Origin of the sequence: Dyella sp. SG609 (assembly GCF_012275375.1) — a bacterium.
GTDB classification, from domain to species: domain Bacteria; phylum Pseudomonadota; class Gammaproteobacteria; order Xanthomonadales; family Rhodanobacteraceae; genus Dyella_D; species Dyella_D marensis.
Genome location: NZ_JAAZQJ010000013.1, coordinates 54,187 through 74,138, shown reverse-complemented (window position 1 = coordinate 74,138; position 19,952 = coordinate 54,187). Strand labels below are relative to the sequence as shown.

Sequence of the window (19,952 nt, the reverse complement as noted above, 5' to 3'; positions counted from 1 at the left end):
GCTGGCCCGCCTCAGAGCTGCTTCAGGCGCTGCTTCAATTCCACCGCGCGGGCGCGATAGATCACCGCCCGCTCGTAGCCGGGGTCGATATCCAGCACGTGGTCCCACAGCGCGATCGCCTGGTCCAGCTTCTGGTCGCGGTACAGCAGCACCGCGCGCTCGTGGTAGGTGGACAGCAACTGGTCGCGCAGCAGCTGGTCGCCGGCCGGCTTCAGATGGGGATCGAGCTTCAGCGCCTGGTCCAGCCGCGCCAGCGCGTCGGTCTTGCGGCCCTGGCGCAGCAGCACGGTGCTTTCGGCCTGCAGGCGCTGGGCGTCCGCGGGCGTGGCAGCCGGCGCGGGATTGCCCGCGGGCGCCGTGGGCGCCGCCAGCAGGTCGTCCGCCGTGGCGCGCACCACCAGGGTGTCCGCGGCCGGCGCGCGCGACGGCGCGGTCGGCAGGCGCACGGTGTCGCCCACGTGCAGCGCGGAGGGGTCGTCCGAGCCGTTGTAGCGGGCCAGGATCAGGAAGCGGCTGGCGTCGCCCAGGAAGCGCGAGGCCAGCGTGCTGTACGAATCGCCCGGCTGCACCACGTAGTTGCGCGAAGCCGCGCCCAGCGCCTCGCGCGGATCGGCGGTGAGCTGGCGCAGCAGGCCCTGCGCGGCGCGGTCGCCGGGATAGCGCGCCAGGTACTGGCGCAGGCGGCGTTCGCCGTCGGCGTAGCGGCCGTATTGCAGATAGGTGTTGACCACGGTGGCCGGCGGCATCAGGTCCGCGTCGCGCATATCGGCATTCGCCGCCGGCGCCGTTTTCGCCGCGGGCGCGTTGCCCAGGGCCTTGTCCACTTCCGAACGGACCACCTTGACCTGCGCGCAGCCGGCCAGCGCCAGCACGGACACGACCAGCGCCAGGCGCCTGCAATGCAACGAAACCACCACCGTCTTCCCCTGTATCGTCCGGCGCCGCCTAGTCCGGCGCCGCCCCGAGGCGGCGATCTTCCGGGATCGCCTGCCCTGCCGCGTTCTTCCCGCATTGGCGCGGGGAAGAGCGAAGCGACATTAGCGCCGACACGGCCGGCGCGCGAGAGGGCCATGCCTGCGTGGCCCGGAACGATCAGGCCAGTCATGCCGATTCGCCATCGCTGAAATACGCCCCGGCCGGCTGTTCGACGCCGCGGCGCGGGCCTAGCCTGCACTGGCTTCCCCACGCATCGAGGATCCCCATGCTTCGCCATCGCACCCGCATGCTTTCGGCCGCCCTGCTCGTGGCGCTGTCCGCTTCCTTCGCCCAGGCCGCCGTTGCCGCGCCGCCGGACAGCGCCACCGCCAAGCCCGCCATGGACATGGCCGCCATGCCGGTGCCGGCCTGGCTGGTCGGCACCTGGACCCTGGTCCGCTGCGACAACGTCTATCCGGACGGCCGCCGCGTCGAGCTGTACGGGCACGATCCGCAGGGCCAGTGGATGATCGACGCGCACGGCCATTACGCCATGGTGATCGCGCGCGCCACGCGCACGCCGTTCGCCGCGGGCGACAAGGCCAAGGGCACGCCGGAGGAATACCGCGCCGCCTCGCTGGACATCAATGCGCACTACGGCACCGTCGGCGTGCAGGGCGACCAGCTGACCTCGCATATCGCGCAGGCCACCTTCCCGAACTGGAACGGTCGCGGCGGCAGCACCGGCTTCAGCCGCGACGGCAATCAGCTGACCTATATCGTGGCCAAGCCGTCGAGCGGTTCGTCCGAGGGTGCGCACGGCGAAGTCGTCTGGCGGAAGCTCGACTGACGGGTAGGTTGGGGTGAGCGCAGCGAACCCCAACGTGGCCGCAGCGTTGGGGTTCGCTGCGCTCACCCCAACCTACGCCGCCAAGTGCTTGAACGCCTCGGCCAGGGTCCGCAGCGCCTGCCGCGAGCGCGGGTCGTTGAGCCCCGTGTACAGCACCACGTCCTGCCGCGGCAGCTCCGGCAGCGACAGCGCCGGCCCGACGTCGACCGTGCCGCCCGGCGCCGCGCGCCGGGCGAGCACGGCCACGGCAAGTCCGGCCGCGGCGGCGGCGCCCAGCACCGCCGCGCCCTTGCCGATGAAGACTTCGGTCCAGGCGATGCCGGCCTGGTCCAGCGCGCGCACCGCCGCCGCGCGGATGCTGCACGACTCGCCCTGCGTCGACAGCGGCAGCGGTTCGCCCGGGCGCAGCCGCCAATGCGCGGCGGCGATCCAGGCGAACTGCTCCGCGTAGATCACCTCGCCTTCCTGCCGGCGGCTTTCCGGCTGCATCACCAGGATCGCGTCCAGCGCGCCCTCCTCGTAGGCCTGCAGCAGTTCGCGCGAACCGCCCACGCGCAGCTCCAGCAGCAGCTGCGCGTCGTGCTCGTTCATGTGGCGCAGCAGGGCCGGCAGTTCGCTGCCGACGATCAGCTGGCTGATGCCCACGGTCAGGCGGCGCCGCTCGACATGGAACGACGACACCGCACGCTCATGCGCCCCCACCAGTTCGCGCGCCGCTTGCAGGAACAGCGAGCCTTCCGCCGACAGCCGCACCTGGCGCGGCGTGCGTTCCAGCAGGCGCCGGCCCAGCTGCTCTTCCAGCCGCCGCAGCTTCAGGCTGAGCGCCGACTGCGTGGTGGCCAGCGTCTGCGCGGCGCGGGTGAAACTCTGCAGGTCGGCGATGAAGACGAAGGCCTTCACGGCATCCAGGTCGAGGGCTTTGGTGGAGGACTTCATCGAGGCGCTTCCGGTGGACGGTCCGTGTGACTGCGGGGCGGCGCGGCGGTTCCGTGCGCGCCGGGCGCCTTCTTGTAAAGCGTCCGGCGCGGCAGGCATAGTCCCTGGCGGCAGTCGACGTGGGGAATGGCATGCGGGTCCGCCTGGAAGACGTAGCGCGCGCGACGGGCGTGTCGCCCAAGACGGTGTCCCGCGTGCTGAACGAGGAGCCGTCGGTCAAGGAATCCACGCGCAAGAAAGTGCTGGCCGCGATGGAGCAGATGAACTACCGGCCCAGTCCCGCCGCGCGCGGCCTGGCCGGCAGCCGTTCGTTCCTGATCGCCATGCTGTACGACAACAACGAGAACCCCGCGTCCACCTACCTGGCCGAGATCCAGGACGGCGTGCTCGACGCCTGCGATGCGCACCGCTACAGCATGATGGTCAGCCCGCTGCGCCTGCGCGGGCACGATCCGATCCGCCGCATCGACGCGCTGGTGGCCGACCACCATATCGACGGCGTGATCATGACGCCGCCGCTCACCGACCACGCGCCCCTGCTGCGCCGCCTGCAGGAACACGGCGTGCCCTGCGCCAGCATCTCGCCGCTGCAACGCGAAGTGGCCATCGGCGTGTGCATGGACGAGCAGCAGGCGGCGAAGGCGGTGGTGCAACATCTGCTCGAGCTGGGCCACAAGCGCATCGGCCATATCCTGGGCATCGCCAACCACGGCGCCAGCCGCTGGCGCCTGCAGGGCTACAAGGACGCGCTGGCCGCGGCCGGCCTGCCGTTCGATCCGGCGCTGGTGGTGCAAGGGGAATTCACCTTCGGCTCCGGCGTCATCGCCGCGCGCGGCCTGTTCGAGCTGGCCAGACGGCCGACGGCCATCTTCGCGGCCAATGACGACATGGCGGCCGGCGTGATGTGGGCGGCGAACGAGCGGGGCCTGAAGGTGCCGAAGGATCTCTCGGTGTGCGGCTTCGACGACACCCCGCTGGCGACCCAGCTGTGGCCGCCGCTGACCACCGTGCGGCAGCCCAGCCGCGAGATGGGCAAGCTGGCCACCTTGCAGCTGATGGACAAGCTGCGCGGACGCGGGCCGGGCTTGCTGTTGCAGGTGCCCTATTCCCTGCAAATACGCGAATCCACCGCCAAGCCCTGACGTAGGTTGGGGTGAGCCGCAGGCGAACCCCAACATCGTAACGTCCAAACGCGCCGCACCGTTGGGGTTCGCCTGCGGCTCACCCAACCTACGGTCTGGTCCTAAAGTGCTGCAATGCTAATTGACAGCGCTGTCATTTCTGGCAGGCTCAGCGGCTCTGGGGGCAGCTCCGGGGTGAGCGCCGATGGTTCTTATCGTGGAAGGGAGAAAGGCGTGCTGGCGTCCGTTCGTCGTATGCGTGTTGCACCGATCGCTTGGGCCCTCGCCCTCGCCTGTCTGCCGCCCGGCGCCGTGACGGCCGCCGATACGGCCGTCCATCCCGAGCAATGGCCGGCGGCGCATTGGCCGCTGCCGCGCGATGCCGCGCTCGAACAGCGCGTCGCCGCGCTGATGGCGAAGATGAGCGTGGAAGAAAAAGTCGGCCAGCTGATCCAGGCCGACATCTCCGCCATCACGCCGGACGACCTGCGCACCTACCGCCTCGGTTCCATCCTCGCCGGCGGCAATTCCAAGCCGGAAGGAAAGACCACCGCCACCGCGGCACAGTGGAAGGCGCTGGCCGATGCGTTCTACCGCGCCGCGATGGATACCAGCGACGGCCGCCAGGCCATCCCGCTGCTGATCGGCATCGACGCCGTGCACGGCCACAACAACACCGTGGGCGCCACGCTGTTTCCGCAGAACTCCGCGCTGGGCGCCACGCGCGATCCGCAGCTGATCCGCGACATCGGCGCGGCGACCGCGGCCGAAGTGCGCGCCACCGGCATCAACTGGACCTTCGCGCCCACCCTCGCCGTGCCGCAGGACCTGCGCTGGGGCCGCGCCTACGAAGGCTATGCGCAGGACCCGAAAGTGGTGGCGCAGTACGCGGCCGCGATGATCGAAGGCTTGCAGGGCAAGGCCGGCACGCCGCATTTCCTCGACGCCTCGCACGTCGTCGCTTCGGCCAAGCACTTCCTCGCCGACGGCGGCACCAAGGACGGCAAGGACCAGGGCGACGCGCAGGTCAGCGAAGCCGAACTGCGCGAAGTGCACGCCGCCGGTTATCCGCCGGCGATCGATGCCGGCGTGCAGACGGTGATGGCCTCGTTCTCCAGCTGGAACGGCCAGAAGATGCACGGCAACAAGGCGCTGCTCACCGGCGTGCTCAAGGGCCGCATGGATTTCCAGGGCTTCGTGGTCGGCGACTGGAACGGCCATGGCCAGGTGCCGGGCTGCAGCAACGTCGACTGCCCCGCTTCGATCGATGCGGGCGTGGACATGCTGATGGCGCCGGACAGCTGGCGCGGCCTGTACGAGCACACGCTGGCCGAGGCGAAATCCGGTGCGATCTCCGCCGCGCGCCTGGACGACGCGGTGGCGCGCATCCTGCGCGTGAAGTTCCGCGCCGGCCTGTTCGAAGCCGGCCTGCCCTCCGCGCAGCCGCTGGCCGCGAAATCCGCCGAGGTGATCGGCAGCCCCGCGCATCGCGCGCTGGCGCGCCGCGCCGTGCGCGAGTCGCTGGTGCTGCTCAAGAACAACAACGGCCTGCTGCCGCTGGATCCGCGCAAGCGCATCCTGGTGGCCGGCGATGCGGCGGACAACATCTCGCGCCAGAGCGGCGGCTGGACGCTCACCTGGCAAGGCACGGGGCTGAGCAATAAGGACTTCCCCGGCGCGCAATCGATCGGCGCCGGCATCGCCGAGCAGGTGAAGGCAGCGGGTGGCCAGGCCGAGATCGCCGCCGACGGCCGCTACGCGAGCAAGCCGGACGTCGCCGTGGTGGTGTTCGGCGAAGACCCTTATGCGGAATTCCAGGGCGACCTGCCGAACCTGCTGTATCGCCCCGGCGACGAACACGATCTGGAACTGCTGCGCCGCCTGCATGGCGACGGCATTCCCGTGGTGGCGGTGTTCCTCAGCGGCCGTCCGCTGTGGGTGAATCGCGAGATCAACGCCTCCGATGCCTTCGTCGCGGCATGGCTGCCGGGCAGCGAAGGCGGTGGCGTCGCCGACGTGCTGCTGCGCAAGCGCGACGGCAAGATCGCCAACGACTTCCACGGCAAGCTCGCTTACGCATGGCCGGGCAGCGGCGTGCACGGGCAGGGCGAATCGCGCTTTCCGTTCGGCTACGGCCTGCGCTATGCCGACCATGCCAACGTTACCGACCTGTCGGAAGCCTCGGGCATCAGCGGTGAGCAGATTCCGGTGGGCAATTACCTTGATCGCGGCAAGTCGGTGCGCGGCTATACGTTCCGCCTGCTCGGCGCCGACGGCGTTGCCTCGGTGGTCAGCACCTCGCAGTCGGCCACCGGCGACAGCAGCCTGCGCATGAGCGCGCTCGACTACAAGGCGCAGGAAGACGCGCGCCGCTTCGAGTGGAAGAAGAGCGGCGCGGAGTTGACCATCCAGTCGCGCGCACCGTTCGATCTGGATCGCCAGACCAATGGCGACGTGCTGCTGGTGGCGACCGTGCGCGTGGATGCGCTGCCGGGCAAGGACGCATGGATCGGCATGGGCTGCGGTGCCGGCTGCAAGGGGCGCGTGGCGCTGGGTCCGACGCTGGCGGCCCTGCCCACCGGCACGTGGACGCGCATCGGCGTGCCGCTCAAATGCTTCCGCGCCGCGGGCGCCGACATGCACCGCATCGACCAGCCGTTCGTGTGGGGCGCGGGCGCCGGATCGTCGGTGGCGCTGGCGCGCGTCGCGCTGGGTACCGACGCCGACCAGGTCGTCGACTGCGCCAGATAAGCGCCGAACCGGGCAGCCCGGCACGGCGCTGCCGCAAGCCTCTTCCCGCTATGCACCATGAGGGCCGCCACGTTCGCTGGCGGACCCTCGCAAAGCCCGTCACAGCAAGGGTTTGATGCGGAGTTCACGCGTGCTGCCACGCGTCAAGCTTCCGCGGGAAAGGCGGTCTATCATCCCCGAATGACAGCGCTGTCATTTTGACATCCAAGCATCACGCCGCCGTCGGGGAGACGGCGGCGCCCATCGCCAAGAAGTAGGGGAGACTTACATGAAGTTGCGCTACTCAGCTTTGCACGTCGCCTTGGCCCTGGCGCTCGCCACGCCGGCGGCGTTCGCGGCGGACGGTCCGCAGGCCGCGCCTGCACAGAACACACCTGCACAGGGCGGCACCGCGCCGGACAAGAAGGTCAAGCAGCTCGACGCCATCGAGGTCAGCGCCACCAAGCGCGAAACCCCGCTGCAGAAGACGCCCGTCGCCGTCAGCGCCATCACGCCCGACACGCTCGACAAGGAGCGCGTGATGACGGTGCAGGACCTGACCCGCCTGGTACCCGGCCTGCAGGCCACTGCGCAGGGCGACCACGGCGTGGTGACGCTGACCATGCGCGGCATCGGCAACGACAGCGCCAAGACCGAATACGCCGATCCGGAAGTGGCCACCTTCGTCGACGGCGTGTACTCGCCGCGCGCCGAAGCCGCCGCCGGCCTGCTGCTGGACATGGATGGCGTGGAAGTGCTGCGCGGCCCGCAGGGCACGCTGTGGGGCCGCAACTCCACCGCCGGTGCGATCAGCTTCCAGACCGCCAAGCCCGACATCAATGCCGGCTTCTACGGCAATGCGCAGGTCGAAGCGGGCAACTACAACATGATGGGCGCGCGCGCCGCGGTGAACCTGCCGATCAGCAGCACTTTCGCCATGCGCGTGGCGGTGGTGCACGCCCAGCACGACGGTTACGTCGATTACCAGAATCCGTCCAGCCAGCTGCCCAGCGTGGCGCAGCAGCAGGCGACGTATCTCGCCGCCGGCGGCAACCCCGCCAAGTTCCGCCCGATCGACCCCAGCCTGTTCGTGCAGGGCGGCGACAAGTACAGCGCGCAGGACCAATCGGCCGCGCGCGTCAGCGCCTTGTGGCAGCCGAGCGAGGCGTTCAAGTGGAACCTCTCGTACGAGTACTTCATCGATCGCGGCACGCTCAACATGGGCCTGATGCAGCAGCCGCGGCAGGGGCAGAAGTTCTGGTCCGCGCTGATCGACACCGCGCCCGATCTGCACCGCAACTCCGGCACCTTGCGCAGCCGCATGGACTGGAACATCGGCAGCAATATGCAGCTGAGCTATGTGGCCGGCTACAACCATTTCTCCGGCAAGAGCCAGTTCGACCAGGATTCCGGCGTGCAGGTGCCGACCAGCTTCGCCACCGGCGCTTCCTCGCAGAACGACCGCACCAACTCGTCGAACTACAAGAGCTACAGCCACGAGTTCGACCTGAAGTCGGTGGGCGAGCAGACCGTGGACTGGATCGTCGGCGCCTATTACGGCTACGAAGACAACAACATCCGCTTCGACATCCCGATCATGAACGGCACGATGGTGTCGGAGTCGGTGGCGTGGCAGGGCTCCTTCATCCAGCCCAAGGAGACGGTGAAATCCACCGCGCTGTTCGGCCAGGCCACCTGGCATCTGTCCGACCACTGGCGCCTGACCGGCGGCCTGCGCTGGTCGGACGATGAGAAGAAGAACATCGGCGGCCGCGGCTGGGGCTGGGCGTACGACCCCACGGTGCCGCAGGTGCCGATCGCGCCGAGCACGTATCCGAGCCCCGCGACCGGTTTCAATATCTCCACGCGCAACGACGCCAAGTACAGCGACGACCGCGTGACCTGGCTGGCGCGCATCGACACCGACATCAGCGAACACGGCCTGCTGTATGCCAGCGTTTCCACCGGCTACAAGTCCGGCGGCACGCAGGACGCCGGCACGCTGTACAAGCCGGAGACGCTGACCAACTACGAGATCGGCACCAAGTTCGTCTTCCTCGACGGCAAGCTCACCTGGAACACCGCGGCGTACTACGAGGACTTCAAGGACTTCCAGCTGTCCGCGCCGATCACCTATCCGGACGGCAACCGCGGCCTGGGCTTCAACAACGTCAAGGGCAGCACCAAGGTGGCGGGCCTGGAGTCGGAGCTGGCGTATCAGGACAAGGACGACCGCGCCAACCTGGTGCTGTCGCTGATCCCGAAGAAGGAGCTGGGCACCTTGCTCTATGCGGGCAGCAACGATTACCAGGGGCTGCCGGCGTGCGCGCCGCAGTCGGGTATTTCGGCCTGCATGAATATCTCCGGCAACGATCTGCCGCATGCGCCGAATGTCGCGCTCACCGCGATCTACGAGCACGATTTTCATCTGGGCAATGGCGGCCGCCTGACGCCGCGTTTCAGCGGCCAGTACCAGAGCGACCAGTGGCTGAGCACGTTCAACCTGGGGGCAGGGGATAAGCAGAAGGCTTATTTCCGCGGCGACCTGGCGCTGCGCTATACCGAGCCGCAGGATCGCTGGTGGGCGGCGGCCTTCGTGCAGAACGTCACCGACGGCCGCGTGCGGACCAGTGCGGGGCGGTTTGCGATGCCGGACGGGAGCTTCCAGTACGTGTCGCAGTATCTGCCGCCGCGGACGTTCGGGGTGCAGTTGGGCGTGTGGTTCTGACCGGGTTCCATCCGCCGGCGCAGCGATGGCGCCGGCGTACTCCCCTTGGCCGGGTCCGCGCGACCCGGCCCTTTCTTCAGGGCGAAAGCGGACACGCCGCCGCCTGACGCGTAGGTTGGGGTGAGCCGAAGGCGAACCCCAACAGGCCTCCCGCGTGGCCGCACCGTTGGGGTTCGCTGCGCTCACCCCAACCTGCGCTGCTGCCACGGGATGTCAGCAGTCCGGCTTCGCTGCGACCGCTTCGACCATGCCTGCTGGCATGATGTACGGACCTCACCCCGTGATGGCCCCCACATGCCGCCCCGCAACACCCACGCCCAGGTCGCGCTCGCGATCGGGGTCCTGCTGATCGCCATGGTGTCGTACCAGTGCGGCGCTTCCCTGGCCAAGCACCTGTTCCCCCAGGTCGGCGCGCAGGGCGCCACGGCGTATCGGCTCGGGCTCAGCGCACTGATCCTGCTGCTGTGGCGCCGGCCGTGGCGCCGCGTCCACAGCGGCAAGGACTGGCGCGTGCTGTGGGGCTACGGCCTGGCGATGGGTGCGATGAACCTGGTGTTCTACCTGTCGCTGCGCACGATCCCGCTGGGCATCGCGGTGGCGCTGGAATTCACCGGCCCGCTGACGCTCGCGATGATCGGCTCGCGCCGCCTGATCGACTTCGTGTGGATCGCGCTGGTGATCGGCGGCCTGCTCCTGCTGCTGCCCCTGCAAGGCCAGGTGCATGCGCTCGATCCGGTGGGCGTGATGTATGCGCTGGCGGCGGGCGTGGGCTGGGTGCTGTACATCGTGCTGGGCCAGCGCACCGGCGCGGCGTATGGCGCCGATGCGGTCACGCTCGGCACCTCGATCGGCGCCCTGCTGGCGATCCCCTTCGGCGTGGCGCACGCCGGCACCGCACTGCTGTCGCCTTCGCTGCTGCCGTACGCGCTGGGCGTGGCCTTCCTCAGTTCCGCGCTGCCGTACTCGCTGGAAATGATCTCGATGACGCGCCTGCCCGCGCGCACCTTCAGCACCTTGCTGAGCCTGGAACCCGCCGTCGCCGCGATGGCCGGCGTCACCCTGCTGGGCGAGCGCCTGACCACGCTGCAGTGGCTGGCCATCGGCGCCATCATCATCGCTTCGGCCGGCACCGCCTTGAGCGTGCGCCGGCCGACCGCCGTCGAGCCGGGCACGGCCGTGAATTGAAGCGGCTCAGCGCTCCACCACCGGCAACCACACCGCCGACGGCTGCGCGCCCGACCGCAGCACCGTGATCGTCGCCGCGCGGTAATCGCCCGGCTTCGCCTCGAAGATATTCGGCACGAAGGTCTGCGGATTGCGGTCGTACAGCGGAAACAGCGAGGACTGGATCTGCACCATGATCCGGTGCCCCGGCTGGAACACGTGGTTCACGTTCGGCAGCTCGAAGCGATAGCGCTGCGGCTGGTTCGCCGGAATCGCGCTGGGATGCTCGAAGCTCTCGCGGTAGCGGCCGCGGAAGATATCCAGCGCAATCGGCAGTTCATAGCCGCCCATCGATGGATCGTGCGTCACCTGCGAGGGATACACGTCGATCAGCTTCACCACCACGTCGCCATCGGTGCCCGTGGTGGCCGCGCGCACGTCCGCCACGGGGATGCCCTGCACGCGCACCGGCGCGGTCAGCACCGGCGTTTCGTACACCAGCACGTCGGTGCGTCCATCGACAAAGCGCTGGTCGCTCACCAGCCATTTGCTCCAGGGCAGATAGCCGGCATAGGTCGAGCCGTAGGCGAAGAACGGATCCAGCACGGGGCGCGGCAGGAAGGGCACCGGCCTGGCCGGATCGCTGACATAGCTGTCGCCCGCATCCGCTTCGGTGGGCGCGGCGAAGCTCAGGCCGAAATCCTTGCCCAGGTACAGCGGCTTCAGTGCGTTCGCGCAGCCGTGCTCGCAGGCCGTGGGCCAGTCCTCGAAGCGGTCCCAGCGGTTGTCGCCGGTGTTGTAGACCGAGACGTGCGCCAGCGGCGCCGCCGGCTTGTCGCGCAGGTAGTGTTCGAGGAAGGGAAGCACCATGTCGCGGTTGTATTCCAGTGCGGTGTCGCCCGACCACTTGAGCGGCCCCAGCGCAAAACCGGTGCCGTTGACCTGGCTGTGCGACCACGGGCCCAGCACCAGCCAGTTGTTGGACGCATGGCCGGCGGCCTTCAATGCCAGCCACGCATGGTTGGCACCCCACATGTCCTCCTGGTCGAACAGGCCCTGCTCCCACAGCGTGGGCACCGACGAGGGATGCGCCGCCAGCAGCCGCACCAGGTCCTGCCCCTGCCAGAACGCATCGTAGGCAGGGTGTTCCATCACCCGCGCCGTGAACGGCAGCTTGTCCAGGCCTCGGCTGCGCACGTAGTCGCCGGTGGAGCCGGCGCGCAGGTACTCCTCGTACTTGTCGTAGGTGTCGCTGGGCGTGACCGCGCCCGCGCCCTTCTGCACCGTCTGCATATGCACGTAGCCGAGCATCAGGTTGCGGAACGCGCCATGGTGGAACCAGTCGTCGCCCATATAGGCATCGATCACCGGACTCTCCGGCACCGACGCCTTCAGCGCCGGATGCGGATCGAGCAAGGCCATGGCGGCGGTGAAGCCTTCGTACGATGAACCGATCATGGCGACGCGCCCGTTCGATTCCGGCACGTGCTTCACCAGCCAGTCGATGGTGTCCCAGGCGTCGGTGACGTGATCCACCTTGGTGGGATTCAGCGGCCCGCGCACCGGCCGCATCATCACGTAGTCGCCCTCCGAACCGTATTTGCCGCGCACGTCCTGATAGACACGGATATAGCCGGCCTGCGCGAACACCGCATCGCCCAAGGGCAACGCCGACAGCAGCGACGAACTGGTCGCATTGCCCGCGCGCTCGTCCGCGTTGTACGGCGTGCGCGTCAGCAGGATCGGCGCATCGTGCGCGCCCTTGGGCAGCATGATCACCGTGTAGAGCTTCACCCCGTCGCGCATCGGGATCATCGCCACGCGCTTGACGAAGTCCTGCCCGCCCGGCACCGCGTCGTCGAATGTCTTCGGGATATCGTTGACGCCGTACAGCGGCGCCTGCTTCCGCGGTGCGTCGGCCGCGGCCACCGTGGCCGCCATGGCGAAGAGGCACAGCAACAGCGACCTGCCCAGGGTGGTCCTCATGCGTCCGATCCTTTCAGCGGGGATGTCCGTTCGATCTTAGGCACGGCCCGCGCGCCGGCGAAAACTAAAAACGCTAATGGCTCTTATAAGATGCGATTATCCGGCGAGGCCCGGCATCCCCCACGGTCCGGCCCACCCACCTGATCACGGACAGCGGCATGGGCATCCGACTCGATATCGCATTGCTGCGCAGCTTCGTCGCCATGGCCGACGCCACCTCGGTCAGCGGCGCCGCCGGGCAGGTGGGCCGCACGCAGGCGGCGCTCAGCCAGCAGCTGAAAAAGCTGGAGCAGGCCGTGCAGCAGCCATTGATGATCCGCAGCGGCCGCGGCGTCTCGCTCACCACGCATGGCGAACGGCTGCTGGCGCATGCGCAGCGCATCCTGCGCACGCACGACGAAGCGGTGGCCGACCTCACCGGCGAGAACCTGTCGGGCCGCCTGCGCTTCGGTTGTCCGGACGATTACGCCCGCGTGTTCCTGCCCGGCCTGCTGCAGAGTTTCGCCAGCCTGCATCCGCAGGTATTCATCGAAGTGGTGTGCGCGCCATCGCCGCGGCTGCTGGAACGCTTGCGCGACAAGTCGCTGGACATCGCCCTGGTATCGCAGCCGGACAGCGCGGAGCGCGGTCATTTCCTGCGCCGCGAACCGCTGGTCTGGGTGGGCAGCAAAGGCAGCCAGGCATTCCGGCGCGATCCCCTGCAGCTGGCGCTGTCGGATCCGGATGCGCTGGATCATCTGGCCGCGACCGCCAGTCTCGATCGCGCCGGCCGCGATTACTGCATCGCCTATGCGAGCGGCAGCGTGGCCGGCCTCACCGCCGTGGTGCGTTCCGGACAAGCCATCACCGTGATGACCCTCACCGGCGTGCCGCCGGATCTGCGCGTGCTGCCGCCGTCCAGCGGACTGCCGGCGCTGCCCTCGATCGGCATCACCATTCAGAACGCCGCGCATGCCTCGAGGCTGTCGAGCCGTTTCGAAGCGCATGTGCGGGCGGTGCTGCCCACGCTTTGACCGCCCAGGCCGGGCAAACCGCCTACTTCATGCCGATGCGCATCGCCTTTCAATGCACCGTACGGCGTATGTCGGGCCTGCCAGCCAGCCCGTAGATTCCGGCAGGGAGGCGCTGCCTCCCCGGGGCGGCGGCCAGGGCTACGCCGCGATCGACGCTCGTCACCATCACCGAGGGTCAGCCATGAAGCATCTGCTCATGACCACGGCCGGAACGCTCCTGCTCATCGTCGCCGGCGGCACCGTGCTTTCCGCGCAGGAGAAAGCCAAGGGCCCGCCGGGCACGCACGACAAGTACTCGCTGGTCTCGCCCAGCGGCATCGCCTTCGCCGACTTCAAAGGTTACGAGGACTGGTCGGTGGTATCCAGCGCGCGCACCGACGAGGTGCTGAAGGTGATCGTGGCCAATCCCATCATGATCAAGGCCTACAAGTCGGGCATTCCCGGCAACGGCAAGCCGTTCCCGGAAGGCTCGAAGATCGCCAAGCTGCAGTGGAAGTTCAAGAAGAGCGCCGAGGCGCCGTTCGTCGTCGACGTGCCCGACGCGTTCTCGCAGGCCTTCGTGATCGAGAAGGACAGCAAGCGCTTTCCCAGGAGCGGCGGCTGGGGCTATGCGCTGGTCGACTACGACGCGGCCGCGGATACCTACAGCGCCGACCCCACCGGCGTCGCCGACTGCGGCCACTCGTGCCACGTCAAAGTGGCCGCGAAGGATCACATCTTCCATCCGTACCAGAAGCGCTGATGCCGGCAGGCAAGGGGCTTGCATCGCCGCAAGCCCCTTGCGCCGACGTCAGGGTCCGATCGGCAGACTGGCAATGCCGGTTGCCGCTGCGCCGGAGCCGCCGGCCTCGGTCACCCACAGCAGGCCGGCGCGCTGTTCCAGTGCGATGTTGTAGTAGCCGCTGTTGGCCGGCACGATCGTGTACTCCACGATGCGGCGGGCCTTCGGATCCAGCATGCCGATATAGCCCGCGTCCTGCTCGAACCAGACCCGTCCGTGGCTGTCCACGCGCATGTCTTCCGCGTTGGCGTTGGCGATGGGCAGGGGATATTCGATCCAGCCGCGCGTTACCTTGGGCTTGACCTCGCTGGTGCTCGGCGGTGCCGGTGCATGCGTGGGCGCCGCGCGTGCCGTGACGGTGGCTTTGATCGTCGCGGGTTGCTGGCTTGCCGCACGCGTCGCCGGCTTGGCGGTTTCGTCGGTGTGCGGCGCCACCGCCGGGTCGAGCAGCGCCAGCGCATTGCCGTAGTACTCGGACACCCACACCGTGCCGTCGGCATTGGCGATCACGCCGGAGGGTGTGCCACCGGCTGTCGGCACCAGGTAGGTGCTGATCGTGTTCGTGCCTGGGTTCAAGCGCCGGACCTTGTTGGTCCCTTTCGGCCCGGCGCCAGCGTAGTTGCGTTCCACGAACCACACGTTGCCCTGCGGGTCCAGGCTCAGCTGTTCCATATGGTCGTCGGGGTGCTCCAGCAGCACCGTCCATTCGCTGACGCTGCCATCCGGCGCGAGGCGTCCGACACCGGCCGTGACGGTGAACCATTGGCTGCCGTCCGGCGCGAGCTGGATGAAATACGGTTTCTCGCGCGAAGGAATCGCGTACTCGACGAGCGCGCCGCTGCGCGGATCCAGGTGACCGATCGCGCGGCGGACCTGATCGGTGAACCAGATACCGTCCTTGCCGGTTTTAAGAATGAAAGGCTGGCCGCCATCGGGCAGCGGGTACTCCGCCGAACTGCGATCCGGCCGGAGCACGGCGATCTTTCCGGCGCTGGTTTCCGAGTACCACACGTTGCCGTCGGCGGCGACGTCGACGCCCTGCGGCGTGCTGGCCTGGGTGGGCGTGGCGAAGGTGTCGAAGCCGGCCTTGGCGGGAGCCGCATCGGCGGCGGCGAGAGAAGGCACGGGAAGCAGGAGGGCGACGGCGCCGAACATGGCCGGCGCGGCCAGACAGAGCATGCGATGCATCACTCATCTCCTTGTGATGGGCGGGAATGCCCGCGATCCGGACGGCTGCCCGGATCGCGCGGCACGCTAGCACAGGGTTTCGTGAAGGCCCGTGCATGCGGCTCCCGCACTCGCACTGCGCCGCTTAGCGCTCCTTCGGCTTGCGGAACTTCAGCGCGAACTTGTCAGTGTGGCCTTTGATCTCCACGGCGAACACGGTCTGGTCGTGCGTGTCCTGCGGATTGGCCAGTACGTCGCTGCGGCTTTCGAGCACGAAGCCGGCCGCCTTGGCCTGCGCGATCACGGTCTCCGGGTCGATGCGGTGCAAGGCATGCGCGTCCGCTTCGCTGGCGCCGGGCTTGGCCACGTGGTCGACCACGACGAAGACGCCGCCCGGCTTCAAGGCCTTGAACACCGCCGCATCGAGCTTGGCGGCAGCATCCGTGCCGGTGGTGCCGTCGACACTGAAGACGCTGACCGCGCCGTAGATGTCGTGGTAGTTCTGCGAGATCCACACCGCGTCCAGCGGCGCGCCGACATCGAGGCTGTCGTAGGGGCGGGTCTCCAGGCTGGTGTTGTCGCGGTAGGCCGGGTCGGCGACCAGCGCGCGTATCGGCTGCAGTTTCTCCGGCGGCGCCTTGGCGACGAGGGTCTCCGGCAACACCGCATAGACGTGGCCCTTCGGCCCCACCACCTTGCTGAACAGGCGGGTGAAATAGCCGCCGCCTGGCAGGATGTCGGCCACGCGGTCGCCCGGCTTGATGCCCGTAAAGGCGATCAGTTCGACCGGCTTGCGCGCGGCGTCGCTCGCCTTGTCGGCCGCCGGGCGTGCGCTGTCGCCGATGGCCGCGGCGATGTAGGAAGGTACCGCCGCGCTGGCGGCCGCGATGCCGAGCAGGCAGAGGGTGGCAAAACCGAGCAATGGCCTTTTCATGATTACCTCGTGGCGGATGCTCATCGGAGCGGAGTGGGGAGCGGGCATCGTAGAAAACCGCCCCTGCGGCCGACAGTCGCGAAAAGCGATTTCTATGATGGCGTTTTTAAATGGCCGGTGCGGACAGAAGACCCAGCGCCATGGCAGTGCGTGCCTGCCACCCGCCGGTCAGCAGGCGATAGCGGACGCCGCGGGCCGCGAGTTCGCGCAGGTACCATTGGTGTTGCCATGCGCGGAAGGCTTCGTCGCGCCGCGTGCCGTCCTGGATGAAGGGGACGTCGGGCGCGCACAGCAGCACCTCGTCGTAGGGGCGTTGCGCGAGCGCTTCCAGTTCGGGGCAGGCATGGCCGAACATGGCTTGCGCATAGAGCAGGGTGGTCAATGGCGTGGTGTCGCAAAGCAGGAAGCGTTGCGCGGTGGGCGCCAGTTGTTCTTCGCGGGCCACCTGGGTCCGGGCGATAGGCAGCATGTCGTCCGCGACGAGTCGCCCCTGCTTGTGCTCCCACAGTTCGCGGCCGTATTCGGCGGCATGGACCGTGCCCAGCGCGTTGGCCAACTGCGCCGCGAGGGTGGACTTGCCGGTGGATTCGCCACCGAGGATCGCCACGCGCCGCACGAAGTCGCCATACACCAGGGGATCGAGCGAAGCGCGCGCACGATGGACGTCCGCACGCACCGCCGTGCCCGATACGGGGATGGCGGAGCGCGCGGCATCCACGCAGACATGCATCACCGCCGGGCCACCGCGCTCGCCCTGCGCCCGCGACAGCGACGCGGCGAAGCCGTCGCCGTAGGCCTCGCTGGTAAAGACGGCCTCCACGTCCACGTGCAGCACTTCGCGCAGCAGCCAGGCCACGAAAGCGCGATGTTCCTCGTCCGATGCTTCGTTAGGCGGCAACGCGACGCCATAAGCCGCCAGCCGCGCATCGTCGACCACCAGTCGCGTCGCCCGCGGATACAGCGCCGCCAGCCAGCGCTCGCGCCGCTCCGGTTCGCAACCGGGAAACTCCGGCCTGGTATAGCTGACGATCACCAGCTGCTCGCATGCGGCTTGCGCGCGATCGAGCAGATATTGATGTCCCCGATGCAGCGGACAGAACTTGCCCACCACCAGAGCGGTGCCGAAACGCTTCACGCCACCGCTTCCGCACGCCGGAACAGATTGTGCCAATGCCGCCACGCCACCCATGCATTGATCCAGTACGCCGAATAAAGCACGGCCGTCAGCATCAGCCCGCGCGAGGCATACAGCGGCACCGCCACGCTGTTGACCAGCAGCCAGATCGGCCAGGTCTCGATCCGCCGCCGCATCAGCAGCAGTTGCGCCAGCACCGACAAGGCCAGCACGGTCGAATCGGCAAACGGTGCGTAGGCATCGGTAAAGCGATGCAGCAGCGAACCGTACACGAGGGTGGCCACCGCCGCGCCCGCCACGAACCAGGCCAGCGTGCGCGGCGCGGTGCGGCCGATCGGCAGTTCCGCGCGCTCGCCATGCCGGCTCCAGTACCACCAGCCGACCACGCTGGCGCCGACGAAGAACACCTGCAGCAGCACGTCGGCGTACAGGCGCGTGTCCCAGAACAGCAGGGCGAACAGGGAGCAGCCGGCGATGCCGGTCCACCAGGTATGCACGCTGTTGCGGCCGGCCAGCAGGATCGATGCGGTGGCCAGGGCGTTGGCGACGCCTTCCAGCAAGGTCATGCGGCCATGCCTCCGGGCAGGTCGGTGGTGTATTGCAGCACTTTGTCCTCGCTGGTGAGTTCGATAACGCGGATGTCGCGTCCGCGCAGCGCGGCGGATACCCGGTTTGCCGCTTCGCTGGCGTAGTTCATTTCGGCCCGCGCCAGCGCCACCGCCACGTCGCCGTTCGCGGCCTGATGCACGGTGTAGCGCGACAGCGGCAACGGCAGCAGCGCATGGGTCAGATCGATATTGTTGATCCAGTCGCCGTCCAGGGTGAGGAAGCGTACCGGCTGGCGTCCATGCAGTTGTGCGATGGCGGGGCCTTCAGGGGTGTCGATCAGCACGCCGTGGTCACCGGTGCGGTAGCGCAGCAGCGGCAGGCAGAAGTTGAAGCCGCCGGTCAGTGCGATTTCGCCGGATTGTCCCTGCGGCACCGGGTGGCCGTGCGCATCCAGGGTTTCCACGTACATGCGGGGCTGCAGCAGCACGAAGGCATCGAGTGTCTCGTCGTACACACCCAGCGGGCCCGCCTCGTTCATCGAATACACGTCCAGCACCGGGCAGCCGAAGCGCTCGCTCAAGTTCGCGCGCAGCGATGCGGACAAGGCCATCGATACCGAGAGCAGGGCGCGCGGCCGGTGGCGTACCGGCAGTTCCAGCAGCGCCGCGAAGGAAATCGGATCGCCGGCGATCACCTCCGGCTGCATCGCATCGAGATAGCGCGCGCGGTCGGCGGGATCGCGCCAGTCGTCCGGATGCAGGTTGATCTTGGCCAGGCCCGACTCGTCCATGGTCGGCGTGACCGAGATATAGGTGAAGCATTTGCGCTGCAGGCCCAGCAGCATCACGCCGACCTGGCCGCGGCCATGGCGCAGTTCGATGCCGGCGCGCCGCAGCGCGCGCTGGTGGAACGCCAGATAGCGGCCGGCCACCAGCGGGTGCGATGGCAGGATCAGCGGATGGCCGGTGGTGCCGGTGGTGCGGAAGTTGATGAGTCGATCCAGTGGCACGGCGTCGGGCACGAACTGTGCGATATCGGCGGCGAGATCGCCGCGGCCCACCGTGGCGATCTGCGCGAAGCCAGCCGGCCGGCCGAGCGAGCGATAGTGCGGGACCTGCGCAAACACCTCATCGACGAAAGCATCGAGCCATGGCGGTGCGTGGCGCGTGCTCCATGCGAAGCGCGCAGCGGCCACTTCGCGCTCGTAGGCGCGCAAGTCCTCGACCTCTTCGGCCAGCAGGCGATTGCCGCTGCGATTGCGCAGCATCGGCGCACTGGGGTGCTCGCTCATGAAGCGCAGCATCGCCCGGCCCGCCTCGCTCAGCGTCGGATAGCGCTCGGCGTCCGTCGGTTCGCGGCTCACTCGCGCGTCCACTTGTCCGCGGATTCCTCGGCCGCCTTGCGCGCCAGCGCTTCGCGGATGGCGCGCGCACGCGCCTCGGCTTCGCGGCTGGCCTCCAGCAGCCGGCGCCGCTCGACGCCGCTGACGCTGGCGAGCCGATCCGCCGCCTGGCTGGCGGTTTCGCCTTCGGGCGTCAGGCCCAGCCGTGCGATGGCGGTGCGCGCCAATTCCTCGCGGCGCTCGGGTTCGAACACGTAGCGCGAGGCATGCGCTTCGGCGGCAAGCGCAGGGACCGCCTCGGCGAACAACGCCGGCAGCGCGGGCGAGGCCTTGGCGAAACGGTGCCAGGCGTCGTCCGCCAGCAGCCAGGCCAGCACCGCCGACAAGCTCAGCTGCTCGGCGGACACGGCTTTGAGTTCGCCGGACAGCGTGGCGAGCAGGCTCATCGGCGCCTGCACATCCAGCGCGGCGAGCACGTCGTTGACCACGGCGGCCACGCGCACCTGGCCTTCGCCGCCGCGCCAGGGCGGGGCGAGGAAATCCGGCGGCGTCTCGATCAGGCGCCGCAGCAATCGTTCGAGCGAAGGTCCGGCCGGCATGC

Annotated in this window: 16 protein-coding genes; 7 read left to right on the top strand and 9 right to left on the bottom strand. The window is 68.6% G+C overall.

Annotation, left to right across the window (positions count from 1 at the left end; translation table 11 throughout):
• Positions 1-11: 11 nt before the first annotated feature.
• Entirely contained in the window at positions 12-905 is an 894-nt protein-coding gene (locus FHW85_RS19250; protein WP_246866819.1) for a LysM domain-containing protein, read from the bottom strand.
• Positions 906-1,201: 296 nt separating this feature from the next.
• Here FHW85_RS19250 and FHW85_RS19245 point away from each other — a divergent pair, with 296 nt between their 5' ends.
• On the top strand, positions 1,202-1,765 hold the full coding sequence (locus FHW85_RS19245; RefSeq protein WP_168649347.1) for a lipocalin-like domain-containing protein: 564 nt from the start codon (positions 1,202-1,204) through the stop codon (positions 1,763-1,765).
• Positions 1,766-1,837: 72 nt separating this feature from the next.
• Here the strand turns inward: FHW85_RS19245 and FHW85_RS19240 are convergent, their stop codons facing one another.
• On the bottom strand, positions 1,838-2,701 hold the full coding sequence (locus tag FHW85_RS19240; RefSeq protein WP_167253028.1) for a LysR family transcriptional regulator: 864 nt from the start codon (positions 2,699-2,701) through the stop codon (positions 1,838-1,840).
• 131 nt (positions 2,702-2,832) lie between these two features.
• Here FHW85_RS19240 and FHW85_RS19235 point away from each other — a divergent pair, with 131 nt between their 5' ends.
• The 4 genes from FHW85_RS19235 (at position 2,833) to FHW85_RS19220 (ending at position 10,465) form a co-directional block, all read left to right on the top strand.
• Positions 2,833-3,843 carry a LacI family DNA-binding transcriptional regulator gene (locus tag FHW85_RS19235; RefSeq protein ID WP_168649346.1) on the top strand — a complete coding sequence of 337 codons (1,011 nt, stop codon included), beginning with the start codon at positions 2,833-2,835 and terminating at the stop codon, positions 3,841-3,843.
• A gap of 291 nt (positions 3,844-4,134) precedes the next feature.
• On the top strand, positions 4,135-6,573 hold the full coding sequence (locus FHW85_RS19230; protein WP_343203717.1) for a glycoside hydrolase family 3 N-terminal domain-containing protein: 2,439 nt from the start codon (positions 4,135-4,137) through the stop codon (positions 6,571-6,573).
• Between the two features lie 268 nt (positions 6,574-6,841).
• The gene (locus FHW85_RS19225; protein ID WP_168649344.1) at positions 6,842-9,280 is read left to right on the top strand and encodes a TonB-dependent receptor; all 2,439 of its coding nucleotides are present in this window, start codon (positions 6,842-6,844) and stop codon (positions 9,278-9,280) included.
• Positions 9,281-9,574: 294 nt separating this feature from the next.
• Positions 9,575-10,465 carry an EamA family transporter gene (locus FHW85_RS19220; RefSeq protein ID WP_168649343.1) on the top strand — a complete coding sequence of 297 codons (891 nt, stop codon included), beginning with the start codon at positions 9,575-9,577 and terminating at the stop codon, positions 10,463-10,465.
• A 6-nt stretch (positions 10,466-10,471) separates the two neighbouring features.
• On the opposite strand, the gene FHW85_RS19215 is transcribed toward FHW85_RS19220, so the two are convergent.
• Positions 10,472-12,430, bottom strand: coding sequence for a CocE/NonD family hydrolase (locus tag FHW85_RS19215; RefSeq protein ID WP_168649342.1), 1,959 nt, complete (start codon positions 12,428-12,430; stop codon positions 10,472-10,474).
• A 158-nt stretch (positions 12,431-12,588) separates the two neighbouring features.
• Here FHW85_RS19215 and FHW85_RS19210 point away from each other — a divergent pair, with 158 nt between their 5' ends.
• Both FHW85_RS19210 and FHW85_RS19205 read left to right on the top strand, forming a co-directional pair.
• The gene (locus FHW85_RS19210; RefSeq protein WP_167253034.1) at positions 12,589-13,443 is read left to right on the top strand and encodes a LysR substrate-binding domain-containing protein; all 855 of its coding nucleotides are present in this window, start codon (positions 12,589-12,591) and stop codon (positions 13,441-13,443) included.
• Between the two features lie 181 nt (positions 13,444-13,624).
• Positions 13,625-14,185 carry a cytochrome P460 family protein gene (locus FHW85_RS19205; protein ID WP_168649341.1) on the top strand — a complete coding sequence of 187 codons (561 nt, stop codon included), beginning with the start codon at positions 13,625-13,627 and terminating at the stop codon, positions 14,183-14,185.
• 48 nt (positions 14,186-14,233) lie between these two features.
• On the opposite strand, the gene FHW85_RS19200 is transcribed toward FHW85_RS19205, so the two are convergent.
• From FHW85_RS19200 to FHW85_RS19175, 6 genes are all read right to left on the bottom strand, one after another.
• Entirely contained in the window at positions 14,234-15,412 is a 1,179-nt protein-coding gene (locus FHW85_RS19200) for an antibiotic hydrolase (RefSeq protein WP_168649340.1), read from the bottom strand.
• 124 nt (positions 15,413-15,536) lie between these two features.
• Positions 15,537-16,325, bottom strand: coding sequence for a class I SAM-dependent methyltransferase (locus tag FHW85_RS19195; protein ID WP_168649339.1), 789 nt, complete (start codon positions 16,323-16,325; stop codon positions 15,537-15,539).
• A gap of 106 nt (positions 16,326-16,431) precedes the next feature.
• Positions 16,432-17,460, bottom strand: coding sequence for an AAA family ATPase (locus FHW85_RS19190; protein ID WP_210427862.1), 1,029 nt, complete (start codon positions 17,458-17,460; stop codon positions 16,432-16,434).
• A complete protein-coding gene (pnuC, locus tag FHW85_RS19185; protein ID WP_168649337.1) occupies positions 17,457-18,026 on the bottom strand; it encodes a nicotinamide riboside transporter PnuC in 570 nt (189 codons plus the stop codon). Before pnuC ends, FHW85_RS19190 begins: the two co-directional genes overlap by 4 nt.
• Positions 18,023-19,372, bottom strand: a complete 1,350-nt coding sequence (locus FHW85_RS19180) for an AMP-binding protein (protein ID WP_210427861.1) — start codon at positions 19,370-19,372, stop codon at positions 18,023-18,025. The genes pnuC and FHW85_RS19180 overlap by 4 nt, the downstream gene beginning before the upstream one ends.
• Positions 19,369-19,950: a hypothetical protein gene (locus FHW85_RS19175; protein WP_210427860.1), complete on the bottom strand. Its 582-nt coding sequence runs from the start codon at positions 19,948-19,950 to the stop codon at positions 19,369-19,371. The genes FHW85_RS19180 and FHW85_RS19175 overlap by 4 nt, the downstream gene beginning before the upstream one ends.
• Positions 19,951-19,952 lie beyond the last annotated feature (2 nt).